We start from the raw sequence: 16,737 nt of genomic DNA, 5'->3' as shown, positions 1-16,737 counted from the left end.
TGACCTGATCCAAAGCATTTATCGACTTTAAGACCAAAACTTGTCGCTACAGCACCAAAGTCGCAACACAAGTCTTAAAAATCTGTGCAACACTTTAGAACGTTTCCCTTGCCGCACAGGACGTTTGAAATGCACCACATCATGTTTGATATCGACGGTACACTGGTGGAGTCCTGCGCCTTTGATGAGCACTGTTACATCAGCGCCGTTAAAGAAATCACCGGCCACACACTCAGTTCTGACTGGCATACCTATCCGCATGTAACGGACTCAGGAGTGCTGCAGCATTTTCTGGTTCAGCTTGGCCTGCAAAATCGCTTTGAAGACATTCATGAACAGGTCAAAATTCTGTTCACCGACATGATCAGTGCCCATATACAGCAAACCCGAATCAGGGAAATTCCCGGCGCAGCGTCATTCATACGGTATCTGAAAAAACAGCCACAGATCCGGCTGTCACTGGCCACCGGCGGCTGGGAAGAAACCGCCAGACTGAAACTCGCAGCGGCAGGTATTGATATCACGGGCATTCCGCTGGCCTCCAGTAACGACCATCACGCCCGCACTGTCATCATGCAACATGCCCTTAAACAGGCAGGCACCGATAACATGCCAAGCAGCCTGAGTTACTTTGGCGACGGTGAATGGGACAAACAGGCCTGCAGCGAACTGAACTTTAATTTCATTCTGGTAGGTAACCGCACCCGGCATCATCAGCAGATTAATGATTTCCGGGATACAAAGCATGCTCTGGCATTTTTACCCTTGTCATAAACCGGCACAGTCCTTACCGCGGCAGCCCCGCTACTTCAGAAAATAATAAGCAGAGAAACTCAACCCCAGCACCACAATGGCGGTTTTCAGCATATCCTGGGGAATACGCCGGGCGTAGTTAGCCGCACCAATTCCCCCCAGTGCAGAACCACACATCATCACAATGGATTCCGGCCAGGAAACCAGCCCACCGGCAATAAAGATGGCAATACTCAGCAGCGACACTGCGGTAATCATCAGATTCTTGATGGCATTGGATTCATGATAATCGTGATAACCGATAATCTTCAGAATCGACAGGATAATGATCCCCAGTCCGGCACCGAAATAACCGCCATAAATGGAAAAGGTAAAAATCGACACCCGTCCCATCATGCTGTCTTTCATATCCTCGCCGTTGCGACGCTTACTGAAATAGCTGTTGATACGGCCGCCAAAGGCATACAGCAAAGTAGCCACCAGCAGCAGATACGGCGTCAGGGTAACGAAAATCTCACTGGGGCTGACAATCAGAATGAGCGAACCAAGCCCGCCACCGATCACACTGACCGCGATAATCAGCAACGCCCGCCGGCCCATCCTGCGCAGTTCATGCATATAAAAAGGGATCGCGGCCGCATAGCCCGGCACGGTCGCCAAGAAATTACTGGCGTTGGCCACATTGGGCGGCAACCCGACACTGATCAGCACCGGAAACCCCACCAGGGTTGCGCCGCCCACCACCGCGTTAATAACACCACAAAGAATACCGGCAGCAAACAGATACCCTATCACCAGTGGCGTCATGCCCCAGAATTCAGCGTTTAACCCTTCCATGCAGTCAGTTTCCTGAAGGAATAAAAACGGCTATTTAAGCGGATATCCGCTAAAGCGTCACCCGAGAATATCTAAGACAAAAAAACACGAAAAGTGATGATTACAAACAGCGCGGTCATGCCTGCAGTAATTCGCGAGCCTCGCTGACCACTGTATTGAGCTTATCCCCGGAACCATTCATGTAATACACACTGGCAGCCAGATAACGGTTACGCCATTCAGGAGAGATGGCATAGCTGTTTTCAAAGGCGGCTTCGGTGAACTTATAGTCATGGTATCCGGCATTATTCTGCATGGTGTAGAGACGCCCCAGCGCCCGGTAACGGTTGGCTTCGCCCCCCTGTTGCAGAATATGTAGCAACTGCCGGGATGCAACCCGGCGGTCGGTACTGATACTGGCAAACAATTCGCCAAAGGTTTGCTGCTCATCGTCCAGAGGCAGGGTTTCCAGCGGCTCCATATTATCGATCATCATGCCTTTCCGCCGGTCCCCCAGTAAATCCCTGAACAGGGTAACAAACGACATTGCCTGCAACAGCAGCATCCGCTTGGTCTGATCATCATCCGCCCGTTTATAGCCATAATGCAGCGCATTAATGGACGTATTAGCATGTACGCTGGTAATGCCCGATACCCGGGTCAGTAACTCACCGGCGCTGAGCATAATGCCATCCCATAGGGTTTGCGGTGCAACACTCTTCTGCAGCATATCCACCACCAGCGAACCGGTTTCATCCGCCCGGGCGCTGCGCAGAACAGTAAGAATTTCCGGCACCCGCGAAGGATCCGGCTTACCTTCTTCCCAGCTCAGGGGAAACAGCGTGGCAAACTGCAGGTTCGCCCGCCAGGGTTTATCCGCCAGATGATCACTGGTGGAAGGATTACTCTCCCCTTCATGATTGAGTAATGCATACACGGTAGAACGCAGTACCGGCTGTGCGTAAGCATCACCAAACAGCCTGAGCAGACGATAACTGTTACTCACTGTAATGGTTTTATGGCCGATATCACGGAAATCCCGGGCACCGTAGTAAAACAGTAAAGAAAAGAGCTCATCCAGATCCATCTCACCGGCTAACTGGCTGATGGCAATGTCCGCCCCTTCACCGTCCCAGCTGTCCATTGCCCGGATAAAATCCCCCAGCGGATCATTACTGTTGGCATCAATCGCATCCGCCAGCTCCCAGTCGCCGTTAAACGTATCCCGCTGCTGCGCCTGTTTAAAGGTATCTGCCGCCCAGAGCATGCCAAGCCACTGTTCAGACTCATCCAGATGGCGAAGGGTGTTATGCACCGAAGACAGCATCATCACCGCATGGTATTTAAAGCCCACATCCGGGTAAGGCTCCACATGGTGTACGGCTGCCATGGTCAGGCTTGCCAGTAATGAACGGGGGAAAATACCCTGATTAATCTTGGTGACCAGTGCCGGAAGCAACTCAGCCCGGGACGTTTCCACCAGCATGCGGGTCAGCCGCTCCACTCCGGAAACCGGAATTGAAAATGCCCGTGCCCGGGTCGGCAGCATAGCAGTACCAACAGCACTGCCCAGCACTGAGCCCAGAATCAGACCGGAAGGGGCTACCTGCAGCAAGCGACGACGGGATAACATAACAACAACTCCTTGAAACCAAAGCAGTTATTAACGACTGGCTTCTTTTATTTATTATATTTGAGCGTATCTGCACTGCAGCACATGAAATCTAAAATGCAAACTGCTCCGAATATCAATATAGTGCAGTTAACGCTGCCAACCAGCCTGATAGCCGAAATGAAGCCTTTTAGTCAGTGACCGGAGATCTGCCGTGAACACGGAAGACGTTAAACAATTTTGCAGTGAACTGCCCGGCAGTGAAGTCAGCGAAAAAGGCCCGACGGCGAATATCCTGACGTATAAGGTGGGCGGTAAAAAATTTGCCTACTTCAAAACCAGCGAGCCAGAACAGTGGCGTTTCAGCCTCAGAGTCACCCCGGAACAGTACCTTGAACTCACCGATCAGCCCGGTATAAAACCCGCCCGCTATATGCACCGCTTTCACTGGATCAGCATCGTGCATGTGGCCCAACTGCCGGACGATTATCTGCAAATGCTGATCAGCGACTCCTATACCAGAGCCCTGAACACCCTGAGTAAAAAAGCCCGGAATAGCATCAGCCAACAGGCAAATTAAACTACTGTAACCGGTAAATCTGCCTCTATAATACCGCTCCCCCTGTTTTCAAAATCTTCGGGGCTGATCTGACAAGGACGCGCAATGCAAATCAAAATGCCACTTCTGGCCGCCGTATGTGTGACTGCTATCTGGGGGCTGAATGTCGTTGCCCTGAAAATTGGCGTGACCGAAATTCCACCCAGCCTGCTGAACACCCTGCGTTTTGCGCTGCTGGCCACACTGCTGCTGCCCTTCGCCCGGATTCCCTGGGATAAACTGCCCAGTGTAATACTGATCGGGTTCTTGATGGGTGTAGGTCACTTTTACCTGCTGACCCTGGGTACCAGCTATGTCAGCAGTAATACCACGGTGATAATCGTCATTACCGGTGCTCCCATCTCATCTTTACTGGCTTACCTGCTGAAGATGGAAAAGCTCAGCCGCAAGCAGATTACCGGCATCGCCATTGCGTTTTCCGGTACGGCAATCCCGCTGATGCTCAGCGGTTCGGTGGATTTAACCTTAGGAACCCTGATCATCGTCGCCTCAATGATCTGCTGGGCAATGACCAACATCATTATCCGCCGGCTGGAAGATGTGCCTCTGCTCAGCCTGCAGTTCTGGATCGGCGTGATCACCGCGCCGGCATGTTTTTTCGGCTATTACCTGGCCGGACACAGTATGGATGTGGTGTCACAGATCACCCTGCCGGTCATCCTGACAGTGGTCTACATGGTGATTTTCTCATCCATTATCGGCTACTACCTGTGGTTCGCCATTATCAACCAGCACGGCATTAACCGGATTGTACATATCACCCTGTTGCAGCCGTTATTCACCATGATTTTTGCCTTCCTGCTGCTGGATGAAGTGCTCTCCGGTGTACAGTTACTCAGCGCGGCGGTAACTCTGGCGGGCATGGGTATTTATTACCATAAGAAACGCTGCGACAAAGCCGCCGCACAGGCAGCCCTCAGCGCGGAAACCGGGAAGGATAACTGACTTCTTCCAACAGCCAGTCGGCAAAGTAACGCGCCCCTTCAGACAGCGCCTTGCCACTGCGGTAACACAGGTAATAACTGCCTTCGGTAGCAATACTGTCGGCAAACGGGGCAGTCAGCTGTTGCGCAAGCACTCCGTGCTGCATCAGCTCATCGTACATCAGGCACATGCCCAGGCCATTCGCAGCCATTGATACGGCAGTGCCGTGACTGTCCATATACTGCAGGCTGCGGGCCTGCTGCATATCCAGCTGATGAGTTTCACACCAGGTTTCCCACCCCTTCGGCGTGCCGATGACATCCAGCAGCGTCAGTGAAAGTATATCCTCCGGCTGACGTATCCAGCGGGCATTCTCATGGCTGCAGTAAGGCCGTAACCTTGGCGTGACCAGTCGTTCAGTGGTAAAGCCTTCCCAACTGCCGGAACCGTAACGGATCTCCAGCTCAGCGGTGGATATCTCAAAATCACTGGACCAGTTAGTCCCCAGTTGCCGGATCGAAATCTGCGGAAAAATTGCTGTAAAACTGTGCAGCCGCGGCCCCATCCACAGCACACTGAACGCACTGTTCACGCTGACATCTACCGTGGCATTTTCCCGCGGGGAAAAAATCTTAGCCGCCCCGATATTCAATTGCTTCAGATTCTCTTCTACCAGCGGCAGAAATGCTTTTCCGGCATCACTGAGCTGCACTGACCGCTTCGCCCGGATAAATAACTGCTGCCCCAGATGATGCTCCAGCAACTGCATTTGCTGGCTCACCGCCGACTGGCTCATATGCAATTCTGCCGCTGCCCGGGTGAAGCTCAGGCAGGTTCCGACGGTGGCAAATGTTCGCAGCCAGTTCAGCTGAATTTTCGAGGTCAGTAATTTATCCATAAGAACAGCTTATTAATTAGCAAGTTTTAAATCGTTTGTTTGGAGTTAAAGGGATATTTAGCATGGAATCATCCGGTCAACAAGTGGCGAGAGGCTTTATCAAACCACCGGACCATGCACCACAAACAGGATCAGAATAACAATGAAAAACACCACTGAAGTATTGATCATCGGCGGCGGCATCGCCGGCGTCAGCACCCTCTACCACCTGACCCAGATGGGTTGGACAGACGTCATGCTGACCGAGAAACTGGAACTGACTGCCGGTTCAACCTGGCACGCTGCCGGTAACCTGCCGCACTTCAGCAACAGCTACAACATCATGAAGCTGCAACAGTACAGCATCAGCCTGTACGCAAAACTGCAGCAGGAAAACGAAGGCGGTGTTTCCCACCACCAGACCGGTGCGGTACGTCTGGCACACACCCAGGACCGTATGGACGAATTCGAGCGGGTTGTGGCCATGGGCGAAATGGCCGGCCTGCGACTGGAAATGGTCGATACTGACCGCCTGAAAGAGCTGTATCCGCACCTGAATACCGAAGGCCTGCTGGGCGGTATGTGGGACCCGGATGACGGTCACATCGATCCGACCACCATTACCAACGCCATGGCTAGCCGTGCCCGTGCTGCCGGTGCAACGATTATCCGCCAGAACCCGGTGGAAAGCATCGAACAACAGCCGAACGGCCGCTGGAAAGTCACCACCGCTAAAGGTGTAATCGACGCCGGTATCATCGTTAACGCCGCCGGTTTCCGCGCCAACGAAGTGGCTAAAATGGTTGGCCATCAGTTACCTATGTGTTCCATGGAGCACCAGTTTGTCGTCACCGATAACGTGCCGGAACTGGAAAAACTGGATCACATGATCCCGATGCTGCGTGACCCGGATGTATCTTACTACCTGCGTCAGGAAGGCAAAGGTCTGATCCTTGGCCCGTATGAGCCAGGCGGAATTCCATGGGCAACCGACGGCGTACCTGCCGCTTTCGGCCAGGAACTGCTGGCACCGGATCTGGACCGGATCGAAGAGATCATGTGTACCGCCATGGAACAGATCGAAATGATCGGTACCGCCGGTATCAAGACCGTAGTGAACGGCCCGATTACCTACACCCCGGACGGCCATCCGCTGATCGGCCCGGTTCACGGCTATGACAACTACTTCGTCTGTACCGGCTTTAACTTCGGTATCGTACAGGGCGGCGGTGCCGGTCACTTCATGGCACAGTGGATTGTTGACGGCCATCCGGAACTGGATTTATTCGAACTGGATCCGCGCCGCTTCGGTGATTATGCCAACCACGAATACACCGTGGCCAAAGCTACTGAAGTCTATGCCAACGAATATCAGCTGGGCTATGCCAACGAATATGCTATGCGTCCGGCCATGCGGGATCAGAAGACCGTACCGGCTCTGCTGCGTCAGCAACAGAAAAATGCCGTATGCGGTGCCTATTTCGGCTGGGAACGAGCCAGCTGGTTTGCCCCTGAAGGCCAGCCTGCCAAAGAAGTTCACAGCTTCCGCCGGGGTAACTGGTTTGAAGCGGTGGCTGAAGAATGCCGTCTGGTTCAGGAAAAAGCCGGGGTTATCGACCTTTCCCCGTTTACCAAGTTTGAGATCAGCGGTGACGGCGCATACAACTGGCTGGAATCTATTTCCCCTAACCAGACACCACAGGACGTGGGCGCTATCACCCTGTCTCACCCGCTGAGCCGTAACGGTGGCATTGCCTGGGAATATTCCATCACCAAACTGGCGGATCAGCACTACTACATCATGGCACCGGCGGCGGCCGAACTGCTGGTTGAAGACTGGCTGCGCCAGCGACTGCCGGCGGATAACTCCGTACAGCTGAATAACATCACCCGTGATTACGGCACCCTGGTGCTGGCCGGCCCTGAAGCCCGCCGTATTCTGTCCAAGCTGACCGACACACCGCTGGATAACGACAGCTTCCCATGGTTCACCGGACAGCAAATCGAAGTGGCCGGTGTACCGGTACGCGCCCTGCGGATGAACTTCGTCGGTGAGCTGGGCTGGGAACTGCACCACCCAATTGAACATCAGCTGGCACTTTATGATGCCCTGATGGAAGCAGGTGCCGCACACGGCATTGGCGACTTTGGCCTGCGTGCCATGGACAGCCTGCGACTGGAAAAAGGCTATCCAATGTGGGGCCACGATCTGAACCTGGAATTCAACAGCCGTGAAGCTAACCTGAGCTACTTCGTGAAAACCGAAGGCCGTGAATTCGAAGGTAAGGCCGCCCTACAGGAATCCCGTGGCGATGACGAACACCGTCTGGTGCTGCTGAGCGTTGACAGCACTGACGTCGACGCCAGCACCGGTATGGAACCGGTGTACTGCAACGGTGAGATTGTTGGCCAGGTCAGCTCCGGTGGTTATGGTCACCGCATCCAGCAAAGCCTTGCACTGGCCTATGTTCGCCGCTCCGTATTAGACGCTGAGTTGAGCGTGAAGGTTCTGGGCAACACCTATCCGGCCCGCCGGATCAAAGGTTGCGCCTACGACCCGAGCAACGCCCGACTGAAAGCATAACCCGAGCAACTCCTGATTCCCCGGCCTGGCCGGGGTTTTTTCCTTATTTACAGATCCCGACCAGAACCTGAAGGAGGACATACAGCCATCCAAACCCGAAGTTGAAAATAACAATAACACCGGATTTAGCCAGCTGTAGGCACTGAATCTGAACTTTTAAAAATGGAGTACCTATGCAACACCAGAAGACCAAAACCGTACTGAAACACACCCTGCTGGGTGCCGCACTGACCGCCGCTCTGAGCACCACCGCTCAGGCCCGTGAAGAAATTACCGTCGCCTACTTCCTCGAGTGGCCAACCCCTAACCTGTATGCCCAGAGCACCCAGGCTTATGAAGATGCCATGGGCGTGAAAATCAATTGGGTAGCCTTTGATTCCGGCACCGCGATGTCTGCAGCCATGGCATCCGGCGACGTACAGATCTCGTTTTCACAGGGTATCCCGCCGTTCGTGGTGGCCGCTTCTGCCGGGCAGGACCTGCAAATCATCGACGTCGCCGTTGCCTACTCGGAAAACGATAACTGCGTGGTCCGTGAAGATCTGGAAATCGACAAAACCAACGCCAAAGAACTGGCCGGTAAAGAAGTGGGGGTTCCGATCGGTACCGCAGCTCACTACGGTTTCCTGAAGCAAATGGAGCACTTCGGCGTGGACACCGGCGGCATGAAAATCGTCGATATGGCCCCGCCTGATGCAGCAGCAGCTTTTGCCAACGGTAACCTGGATATGGTGTGTGGCTGGGGCGGTGCGCTCAAGCGTATGAAAGAACACGGCAACGTACTGCTGACCGGTGCGGAAAAAGAAGCCATTGGTATCAAGGTATTCGACGCCACGGTTATTCCTGCCAGCTTCGGTGATGAGCACCCTGAACTGGTTGCCAAATTCCTGGATGTAACCGCCGACATGAACAGCCGTTACAAGCAGGAACCGGCTGCAATGCTACCAACCATTGCCAAAGCCGCCGGTATGGATGACGCCTCCGCCAGCAGCACTCTGGCAGGTTTCAGCTTCCCGGCCCGTGACCAGCAGCTGAGCCAGGCCTGGTTAGGCGGTGATCTGCAGGTATTCCTCAAAGAAGTAGCAGACTTCTTCACCAAACAGGGCACGATCCCGCAGGCCCGCGCGTCTTACGACGATGCGGTGGATGCATCCTATCTGCAAGCCAGCAGCCAGCTGTGATCAAGTGATACGGCTATGGCACTCAGGCTGACTGAGTGCCGTAGCCGTATCCTCTGTTGAATCTGTAGAAGTGAAATCACCATGTCAGGATTAAAAATAAACGCCGTCTGCATGACCTTCGATCTGCCGGATGGCAGCGCCGTTGAAGCGCTTAAGAACATCAACCTGGAGTTGAAAAAAGGTGAGCTGATGTCCGTACTCGGGCCATCCGGCTGCGGCAAAAGTACCCTGCTCAACATTCTTGCGGGCTTTCTGGCCCCCACATCCGGGCATGTCATCCTCAGCCACGACGATGCCCCTGATACTGAAGTACTTGGCCCCGGCCACGAACGGGGTATGGTCTTCCAGCAGGGCGCCCTGTTCGAATGGATGAGTGTCCGGGAGAACATCGGTTTTGGCCCGCGGATGAAAGGCACCGACGAAGCCATCATCAACACCAAAGTCGATGAGTTACTGGAAATCGTTGGTCTGCACGCCTTTGGCGAAAAAATGATTTATGAACTGTCCGGCGGTATGCAACAACGGGTCGCGCTGGCGCGCTGTCTGGCTAATGATCCGGATGTCATTCTGATGGATGAACCTCTGGGGGCTCTGGATGCCCTGACCCGGGAAAAGATGCAGAGCCTGGTACTGGATATCTGGAAGAAAACCGGCAAGACCATCATCCTCATCACCCACTCGGTTGAAGAAGCCCTGTTGCTCGGCGAACGCCTGCTGGTTATGGCGCCGCGTCCGGGCCGGATTCACAAAGAATACCAGCTACCCTTCGCTGAACTGGGGGCCCGCGCCGATCTGCGTGAGGTTAAAAAGCATCCTGATTTTGCCATCAAGCGGGAAGAAATTCTCGGCATGATCTGGGATATGGAAGAAGAAATCATGGGCCGTAAGGAGGCTTAATATGTGGCAGGAATTTCTCGCACTCAGCTCCGACACCCTGTCTCTGGCAGTCGGCATCGCGATCATTTTCTCCCTGTATGTGGGTATCAGCGGCTTCTGTTACATGGCGTTCAGCCTGGTATCACAGTTCCGCCCGCAGCATGCAGACTTCACCAGCCGTAAAACCGTCACCTTTGGTGATGAAAGTGCGGTTACCGCCAACCGGGTCGCCTCGGTATTAGCCGTGATCACCATCTTCCTGATCTGGGGCGTGTTTACCGGCTCTAAAATCGTACCGTTACATGTTCCCGGTCCGTTCAGCGGTAATACCAGCTTCACCTATACAGCCGAAAATGCCAACGGCGAAAACGCAGTGGCGACGGTACATGTACAGGTAAAAGATGCGGAGACCCCTGAGCAGAATTTCAACCTGAATACCGCGCAGGGATTCGCCAACGATGATCAGCTTGTCGTACCGGTATCCCGCAGCAAGCTGATCAAGGCCCAGAAAAACGATGAAGGTGGCGATCAGCCAGGTTACAAAGTGACCCATGTGAATAACCAGCCCATCAGCCCGGGTATCACTCTGAATGTGGACCATGGCACGGTACGCATGACGAACAAGGGCAGCCTGTCGTTTACACCGAATGCCGGCTGGCAGATGGAAGCCATCTGGCTGCCAGCACCGGAAGCGGTGGTTGAAAAAATCGTCAGCATTGCAATGGAAGGCTACCAGAATGTCAGCCTGGCACAGAACGTCGGCTGGTCTATGACCCGGGTTGTCATCGGCTTCCTGCTGGGCTGCCTGTTTGGTATCCCACTGGGCTTCGCGATGGGGCTGAATGGCTGGCTGCGAGGCTGGTTCGATCCGATTGTTGAGTTTATGCGTCCGGTGCCGCCACTGGCGCTGATTCCGCTGGTGATTATCTGGTTCGGTATCTGGGAACAGGGCAAGATCAGCCTGCTGTTCCTGGCATCCCTGTGGATCATGACCATTGCCGCCCGTGCCGGTGTCTCCGGGGTGAACATCACCAAAGTACATGCAGCTTACTCGCTGGGTGCCTCCAAACGTCAGGTTCTGACCAAGGTCATCCTGCCTAACTCGTTACCGGAAATCTTCACCGGTGCCCGGGTCGCCATGGGGGTTTGCTGGGGAACAGTGGTTGCTGCTGAGCTGGTTGCCGCTGAGAAAGGTGCCGGTAAGATGATCATCGCCGCATCCAAATTCCAGCAGACAGACATCGTCATCATGGGCATCGTTATTATCGGCATCATCGGTTACAGCATCGAAATCCTGATGCGTAAAGCCGAAGACCGTCTGGTGCCATGGAAAGGTAAGAGCTAACGGGCAAACAAGCCTGTGGATTAAAAGTTGCCAATGGGTAAAGGGGTTCTGCTATGCAGGCCCCTTTTTTTATGCCCGCGCTTTTATACCCGTACTTTTTATACCCGCATTCAGGCCTGCGGATACTGGCCGAAAGTGTCCAGTAACCAGTCTTTGACGATGAGAGCGTCATCACTGAGCAGCACCTTATCGCTGTATACCACGTACATATGCCGGCTGGCTGGCAATGGCTTCGCTAACAAACTTATCAACTCGCCACTGGCAAGCTCCCGCCCAATCAGTGAACTTTCCAGCAGACCAATCCCCACATGGTGTCGCACGGCATCCAGTACGTTAACACTGGTATTACAGTGGTAGGCCCGCTCCCGGTCCGGGTTAATCCCCAGCAGGGGATACACTTTGTGCCAGTCCGGCTGCTGCTGGTTATAAATCAGGCAGCAATCAACGCTGGCAGAAACCGGCTGCTGATCACCTGCTCCTTCAGCCACCTGCTGCAGCCTATCCTCCAGCCGGGGATGGCTCGCCAGATATTCAGCCGAGCACACCGGCATAAGGCATACATCCTGTAATTTCTCACATACCAGACCAGAGACAAGCGTACTTAAATGCCGCACTGCTAGTTCATTATTTTCACCACTGAGTGTTTCCGGTAACACTGAGACATTCGTTTGCAATTCCAACTGGGGATAACGTCTGAAAAACGCCGCTAACTCCGGCGCAAAACACTGCTGGGCAAACCCCGGCGGTAAAGCCAGTTTAACCTGACGTCGCCCGGACTGACGGGAAATAGAGTGGCTGACCCCCAGCAATTCATTCAGCTGAGAATCCACCCGTTTAAAGTAATCCTCCCCCATCCGGGTCAGGCGAATCACCCGGGTACCCCGTTCAAACAGCGCCGCACCAAGCCAGCGCTCCAGAAGCCTTACCTGCTGGCTGACCGCACCAGGGGTAACCGATAATTCTTCAGCCGCCGCTTTAAAACTCATATGGCGGGCAGCCACACAGAAATAATGAATGGCTTTAATCGGCGCAGTATTCATAAGAGAGATTTTCTATTCTATATCAGGGCTATTAATCGTTTGTCAGAATTACATCTTTACGTCAGGATAGCCAGCAACTCAATCCAAACATCAGATTCAGGAACGTCTTAAGCAATGAACCGGATTCTCTCCAGCCCTTGGTTTGTGGTCGCTGCAGCCGCAATCATACTGGCCGTTAACATGGGTATTCGCCAGACCACCGGAATCATGCTGCCGGAAATCAGTCTGGATCTGAGCCTCCCCCGGGCTGAGCTTTCTTTTGGTTTTGCCATACAAAATCTGCTCTGGGGTGCCGTTGCACCGTTCGCCGGATTACTGGCAGAACGCTACGGTCTGTTCCGTGTGATGTCGGTTGGCGCACTGCTCTATGCCGCCGGTATGGTACTGGCGGCACTGGCCAGCAGTGGCTGGATGTTCTTTGCAGGCAATGCCCTACTGATCGGCGTCGGTGTAGGCGCCACGACTTACCCGCTGGCTCTTGCAGCGGTGGGAAAACGTTTCGCGGAGCATAACCGTACATTGGCATTGGGCATCGCCAGTGCCGGTGGTTCGCTGGGGCAGTTTCTCTACGCCTTTGCTTTGGGGCAAATAGATGCCGCCTTCAACTGGTCAGAAATTTTTCTGATTTTTGCCAGCAGTATCATACTGATTGTGCTGTTTTCCCGTGCTCTGTTACCCCCAAAACAGGCTGATACATCCACATCCGCACCTGCTGCTCAGCAGATCGACTGGCGCAGTATCGGGGCAGCTTTCAAAGTACGGGATTATCAGTTACTGAACCTTGGCTTCTTTGTCTGCGGCTTTCACATTGCCTTTTTGTCCGTACATATGTCGGGGATTGTGGCGTACTGCGGCCTGCCGGCATCAGTTGCTTCAGAATCTATTGCGCTGATCGGACTGGCAAACGTTGCCGGTGTCATTCTGGCGGGCTGGGCAGGTGACCGCTGGCATAAACCCTGGCTACTGTCTCTGATCTACTGGCTGCGAGCCTGTCTGATTATGTTGCTGTTAGTAGTACCGGCCAGTGAAACGCTGTTCTATGTTTTCTCGGTTATCATGGGCGTGTTGTGGTTATCCACGGTGCCACTGACCAGTGGCACCGTAGCAAGAATCTTTGGCCCGAAAAATCTCGCCTCCCTGTTTGGCTTTGTGATGTTCAGCCATCAGATCGGGGCTTTCTTTGGCAGTTGGTGGGGCGGGCTTATCTTTGACGCCACAGGCTCATACGACCTGGCGCTGATCATCAGTGCGGCACTGGGATTATTCGCCGCCTTTGTACATCTGCCGATCACTCCTGCACGTTTACAGAAATACCGGCCGGCGACCTGATCGCCGGCTACTTTCACTCGTACCACTTAAAGGGACAAATGAAATTTTTTCCCGGGCCAAAGGTCACATCTACACTGCCTGTATATCTCTGCCGGAAAAAACTATGCGTCAGCTACTCATCCTTACTTCTGTTTTCCTCCTTAGTGCCTGCATGAACACTCAGCCACCGCAACCGCAAACCCGGGTTCACGCCGTAACTTACTCCCCCGATGCACTGGCAATGTCGGCCCGTTCAATGCTTAACGGTGAAATTCGCGCCCTGAACCGGCACCTCGAAAACATCTACTACACCGCGGAACAGCCGGAAGCACCGGTGAGCATCAAGGTTACGGCCCTGAAACGTGAAGAAGACTGGAAGCTGGGCTATCAGCCCGTTAGCTGGATCGTTCGGGGTACCGCCAACGTACTTGCCCGGGCGGACGACGCAATCTCCTATCAGACTCACCTGTGGGTAACTGTCAGTAACGGCGTTAAAAGCCGGGACTATTACATTGAAGGTGGCCATTTCACCAAACAGGAAAAAGCTTTTTACGGGAAAGACTTTCCGGCACTGGCAGAAGAGCTTCAGGAAGCAATTGATGATGACTTTTGATACTACCCGTCCCGGCCAGATTCAGTTTGCTTCAGCCCCTCATCATTTGACTTTCCCACGCCTCAATACCAATATCCGGTATATATTGGTATAGGGATACCGCTATGACTAAAAACACTAGCATTACGCTCGGCGAACATTTCGACAGTTTTATCGCTCACCAGATTGAAAATGGCAGGTATAACTCCGCCAGTGAAGTGGTTCGGGCAGGTTTACGGATTCTAGAAGAAAGAGAGCAAAAAATCGAAGTATTACGCAGTCTGCTGAAAAACGGAGAAGAAAGCGGAATTGCGGACTACGAATATGAGTCACTGATGAAGGAACTGGACGCAGAGTAAAATATCTATGTCAGACTTTGTTCTAACGGAACTAGCCAAAGCTGATCTAAAAGACATTGCCCGTTATACAGAAAAACACTGGGGACGCAGGCAGAGGCTTAACTATCTTAAACAACTGGATGAAGCATTCAGGCTGTTAGCATCCGCTCCTGAAACGGGAACCGATATCCATTTTATCCGGGAGGGTTACCGTAAAGACCGTATCAACCGGCATATCATTTTCTACCGGATAATACCCATGCGCCGGTTACTTATCGTCAGAATACTTCACCAACGCATGGACATCGGTAACAGGCTGAAAAACTAAATCCCAGCCGCCCCATTTTCCTGGCTCACCAAAGCTTTCAGCAACTGCTTATCCCAGTCCCGGTGGTTAAGTACCTGACCATCTTTACGCACTGCTGCCAACCGGTCAAAATCCAGCTCTGCATAGACCCACTGCGGCTTATCTACCGGGCCTATACTGAGAATACCGTCATCAGGGAATCCACGGTCAATTGGCGTGTAGACCGCTGCTGCACCGTGGTTTTCATCCACCGCAGGGGACCACTCCGCTTCGCCCAGGGTTGCTGCCTGTACCACATAACACTGATTCTCCAGCGCCCGGGCACGGCAGCCGGTCTGTACCCGATAATAGCCCGCCATGGTGTCGGTGCAGGAAGGTACCAGAATCAGTTCCGCACCGGCTTCAACCTGCTGACGGGCCAGCAGCGGGAATTCACTGTCGAAACAGATGTTAATACCCACCTTCGCGAACGGCAGATTAAAAACTTTCAGCTCATTGCCCGGTGAAATCTGCCAGTGTTCATCTTCAAAGCGGGTCATGATCTGTTTGTCCTGAAAGCCGATTTCTCCCTCCGGGCCAAACAGGTAAGCCCGGTTCAGGTAACCGCTTCCCGTTTCATCCACGACCGGAAACGTGCCCGGCTGAATATATACCTGATGCTGTGCTGCCAGTTCCGCATACAGTTGGCAGAAATCATCATGGAGATCCTGATAGGCCACCAACTGATCACTGATGTTCTGCCGCAGTGGCTCAGCAAACAATGAAGTCAGTTCCATACAGGCATATTCAGGAAACACCAGCAACTGAGCACCGTATTCAAGGGCCTCTTCTACCCAGCAAATCACCTTCTCACGGTAGGTGTCAAAGCTTTCGAAGTAACCAATATCGTATTGTGCAGTGGCAATGTTGACGGAACGTGTTGTCATTTTTCAGAGGTCTCCTGCTGGCATTTGCCGCATCCAGAACTGCATAGGTTTGGCGGTTTCTTCCGGCTGATCCACATCCTGCCAGCTGAACTCAGTGGTCAGCCCTCCAGCCTGCGTAAAACCCCGTTTTTGCCAGAAACGGTCAAGCGGCTGGTAATCTGCCGGGCGTAAAGGATGGGTTTCCGGCCGCTGTACCGCACAGAAGGTCAGCCAGTCAAAATCCCCGGTTTCCCGGGCATGGGCGATCCGCTGGTCAAAGAAGGCGACGCCGATCCCCCGCCCCCGGTAAGACGGTTGCAGGACAGACTCGGCGCAGTAAAAAATTTTATCCACCGGGTAACCGGCCTCTTCAAAAGGCCGGCGGAATTCTTCGCACTCAGCAGCCAGCGGCAGGCCGGTAGAAGCACCGACAACCTGCTCGCCATCACGGGCGATCACCACCACGGCGCCAGGGCTGTCCACATAGGTCTGCAGATATTCCGCTTCATAGGCTTCGTTGCCTTCATACAGGTAAGGAAATGCCCGGAATACTTCTATACGAAGTGCCGCAACTGCCGGAATAAATTGCTGTAACGCCGCACCCCTGTACCGCTCAATGGTCAGTTCTGCCATGCCTGTCTGAACTCCTGAAACCGGAAA

Annotated in this window: 17 protein-coding genes; 11 read left to right on the top strand and 6 right to left on the bottom strand. The window is 53.5% G+C overall.

Going from position 1 to position 16,737, the window contains the following annotated elements; genetic code table 11:
* The first annotated feature begins 129 nt into the window (after positions 1-129).
* Entirely contained in the window at positions 130-774 is a 645-nt protein-coding gene (locus tag JYB63_RS16160; RefSeq protein WP_205658934.1) for an HAD family hydrolase, read from the top strand.
* A 30-nt stretch (positions 775-804) separates the two neighbouring features.
* On the opposite strand, the gene JYB63_RS16155 is transcribed toward JYB63_RS16160, so the two are convergent.
* Both JYB63_RS16155 and JYB63_RS16150 read right to left on the bottom strand, forming a co-directional pair.
* Positions 805-1,590 carry a sulfite exporter TauE/SafE family protein gene (locus tag JYB63_RS16155; protein WP_205658933.1) on the bottom strand — a complete coding sequence of 262 codons (786 nt, stop codon included), beginning with the start codon at positions 1,588-1,590 and terminating at the stop codon, positions 805-807.
* 115 nt (positions 1,591-1,705) lie between these two features.
* Positions 1,706-3,202, bottom strand: coding sequence for a hypothetical protein (locus tag JYB63_RS16150; protein ID WP_205658932.1), 1,497 nt, complete (start codon positions 3,200-3,202; stop codon positions 1,706-1,708).
* A 193-nt stretch (positions 3,203-3,395) separates the two neighbouring features.
* Here JYB63_RS16150 and JYB63_RS16145 point away from each other — a divergent pair, with 193 nt between their 5' ends.
* On the top strand, positions 3,396-3,761 hold the full coding sequence (locus tag JYB63_RS16145; RefSeq protein ID WP_205658931.1) for an MmcQ/YjbR family DNA-binding protein: 366 nt from the start codon (positions 3,396-3,398) through the stop codon (positions 3,759-3,761).
* Positions 3,762-3,845: 84 nt separating this feature from the next.
* Entirely contained in the window at positions 3,846-4,745 is a 900-nt protein-coding gene (locus JYB63_RS16140) for a DMT family transporter (RefSeq protein ID WP_205658930.1), read from the top strand.
* Here the strand turns inward: JYB63_RS16140 and JYB63_RS16135 are convergent.
* A complete protein-coding gene (locus JYB63_RS16135) occupies positions 4,717-5,622 on the bottom strand; it encodes a LysR family transcriptional regulator (protein ID WP_205658929.1) in 906 nt (301 codons plus the stop codon). The genes JYB63_RS16140 and JYB63_RS16135 overlap by 29 nt on opposite strands.
* Positions 5,623-5,764: 142 nt before the next feature.
* Between JYB63_RS16135 and JYB63_RS16130 the strand changes: the two genes are divergently transcribed.
* The 4 genes from JYB63_RS16130 (at position 5,765) to JYB63_RS16115 (ending at position 11,587) form a co-directional block, all read left to right on the top strand.
* Positions 5,765-8,185, top strand: coding sequence for a GcvT family protein (locus tag JYB63_RS16130; RefSeq protein ID WP_205658928.1), 2,421 nt, complete (start codon positions 5,765-5,767; stop codon positions 8,183-8,185).
* 173 nt (positions 8,186-8,358) lie between these two features.
* On the top strand, positions 8,359-9,366 hold the full coding sequence (locus JYB63_RS16125; RefSeq protein ID WP_205658927.1) for a taurine ABC transporter substrate-binding protein: 1,008 nt from the start codon (positions 8,359-8,361) through the stop codon (positions 9,364-9,366).
* An 81-nt stretch (positions 9,367-9,447) separates the two neighbouring features.
* Positions 9,448-10,263, top strand: a complete 816-nt coding sequence (locus JYB63_RS16120; protein WP_205658926.1) for an ATP-binding cassette domain-containing protein — start codon at positions 9,448-9,450, stop codon at positions 10,261-10,263.
* A 1-nt stretch (position 10,264) separates the two neighbouring features.
* Positions 10,265-11,587 carry an ABC transporter permease gene (locus JYB63_RS16115; RefSeq protein WP_205658925.1) on the top strand — a complete coding sequence of 441 codons (1,323 nt, stop codon included), beginning with the start codon at positions 10,265-10,267 and terminating at the stop codon, positions 11,585-11,587.
* 110 nt (positions 11,588-11,697) lie between these two features.
* Here the strand turns inward: JYB63_RS16115 and JYB63_RS16110 are convergent, their stop codons facing one another.
* Complete coding sequence (locus tag JYB63_RS16110) at positions 11,698-12,627, bottom strand: LysR substrate-binding domain-containing protein (RefSeq protein ID WP_205658924.1); 930 nt, start codon at positions 12,625-12,627, stop codon at positions 11,698-11,700.
* A gap of 114 nt (positions 12,628-12,741) precedes the next feature.
* On the opposite strand from JYB63_RS16110, the gene JYB63_RS16105 reads away from it, so the two are divergent.
* The 4 genes from JYB63_RS16105 (at position 12,742) to JYB63_RS16090 (ending at position 15,193) form a co-directional block, all read left to right on the top strand.
* Positions 12,742-13,956, top strand: coding sequence for an MFS transporter (locus tag JYB63_RS16105; protein ID WP_205658923.1), 1,215 nt, complete (start codon positions 12,742-12,744; stop codon positions 13,954-13,956).
* A 103-nt stretch (positions 13,957-14,059) separates the two neighbouring features.
* Positions 14,060-14,548: a hypothetical protein gene (locus tag JYB63_RS16100; protein ID WP_205658922.1), complete on the top strand. Its 489-nt coding sequence runs from the start codon at positions 14,060-14,062 to the stop codon at positions 14,546-14,548.
* A 104-nt stretch (positions 14,549-14,652) separates the two neighbouring features.
* Entirely contained in the window at positions 14,653-14,886 is a 234-nt protein-coding gene (locus tag JYB63_RS16095; protein WP_205658921.1) for a type II toxin-antitoxin system ParD family antitoxin, read from the top strand.
* Positions 14,887-14,893: 7 nt separating this feature from the next.
* Complete coding sequence (locus tag JYB63_RS16090; protein WP_205658920.1) at positions 14,894-15,193, top strand: type II toxin-antitoxin system RelE/ParE family toxin; 300 nt, start codon at positions 14,894-14,896, stop codon at positions 15,191-15,193.
* On the opposite strand, the gene JYB63_RS16085 is transcribed toward JYB63_RS16090, so the two are convergent.
* Positions 15,190-16,098, bottom strand: coding sequence for a carbon-nitrogen hydrolase family protein (locus JYB63_RS16085; RefSeq protein ID WP_205658919.1), 909 nt, complete (start codon positions 16,096-16,098; stop codon positions 15,190-15,192). The two genes, JYB63_RS16090 and JYB63_RS16085, sit on opposite strands and share 4 nt — an antisense overlap.
* A gap of 3 nt (positions 16,099-16,101) precedes the next feature.
* Entirely contained in the window at positions 16,102-16,710 is a 609-nt protein-coding gene (locus JYB63_RS16080; protein WP_205658918.1) for a GNAT family N-acetyltransferase, read from the bottom strand.
* Positions 16,711-16,737 lie beyond the last annotated feature (27 nt).

The organism is Aliamphritea spongicola (genome assembly GCF_017051665.1).
In the GTDB taxonomy this organism is placed as follows: Bacteria; Pseudomonadota; Gammaproteobacteria; order Pseudomonadales; family Balneatricaceae; genus Amphritea; species Amphritea spongicola.
This window is presented reverse-complemented; position numbering and strand designations above follow the sequence as displayed.